The sequence below is a fragment of the Staphylococcus sp. HMSC36A10 genome, assembly GCF_001838845.1.
GTDB classification, from domain to species: domain Bacteria; phylum Bacillota; class Bacilli; order Staphylococcales; family Staphylococcaceae; genus Staphylococcus; species Staphylococcus aureus.
The window spans coordinates 1-893 of the sequence record NZ_KV839102.1 but is presented as its reverse complement, the minus strand read 5'-3'; the positions used below and the strand labels follow the sequence as shown (position 1 = coordinate 893).

Below are 893 nucleotides of genomic sequence, written 5' to 3'. Positions count from 1 at the left end.
GCAACGATCATGAAAGAGTTAAATTTGGAATGGATTTAAACAATAAAATTTTTATGGAGGATGACACAAATGGATAACCGTGAACAAATAGAACAATCCGTTATAAGTGTTAGTGCGTATAACGGCAATGACACAGAGGGATTACTAAAAGAGATTGAAGACGTGTATAAGAAAGCACAAGCGTTTGATGAAATACTTGAGGGTTTACCTAATGCTATGCAAGATGCACTCAAAGAAGATATTTATCTTGATGAAGCAGTAGGGATTATGACGAGTCAAGTTGTCTATAAATATGAGGAGGAGCAGGAAAATGACTAACACATTAACAATTGATCAGTTACAAGAGTTATTACAAATACAAAAGGAGTTCGACGATAGAATACCAACTAGAAATTTAAATGACACAGTAGCTAGTATGATTATTGAATTTGTAGAGTGGATTAACACACTTGAGTTTTTTAAAAATTGGAAGAAACAACCAGGTAAGCCACTAGATACACAATTAGATGAGATTGCTGATTACTTAGCTTTCAGTTTGCAATTAACTTTGACTATTGTTGATGAAGAAGATTTGGAAGAAACTACTGAGGTTATGGTTGATTTGATTGAAAATGAAGTTACTTTACCTAAACTACATTCAGTTTATTTTGTTCATGTAATGCATACACTAACAAAACAATTTGTAAAAGGTATTGATAATAGCATTGTACAAGTTTTAATAATGCCGTTTTTGTACGCCAATACTTACTATTCTATCGACCAACTCATTGACGCATACAAAAAGAAAATGAAAAGGAATCATGAAAGACAAGATGGAACAGCAGACGCAGGAAAAGGATACGTGTAAAGACATATTAGGTCGAGTCAAGGAGGTTTTGGGGAAGTGAGTGACA

Annotated in this window: 2 protein-coding genes; both read left to right on the top strand. The window is 33.5% G+C overall.

The genetic code is table 11. The features are described 5' to 3' along the window. Window positions 1-69: 69 nt before the first annotated feature. Entirely contained in the window at window positions 70-318 is a 249-nt protein-coding gene (locus tag HMPREF3247_RS06535; RefSeq protein WP_070866210.1) for a type II toxin-antitoxin system toxin HigB, read from the top strand. Then, window positions 311-847 carry a dUTPase gene (locus HMPREF3247_RS06530; protein ID WP_070866209.1) on the top strand — a complete coding sequence of 179 codons (537 nt, stop codon included), beginning with the start codon at window positions 311-313 and terminating at the stop codon, window positions 845-847. The genes HMPREF3247_RS06535 and HMPREF3247_RS06530 overlap by 8 nt, the downstream gene beginning before the upstream one ends. Window positions 848-893 lie beyond the last annotated feature (46 nt).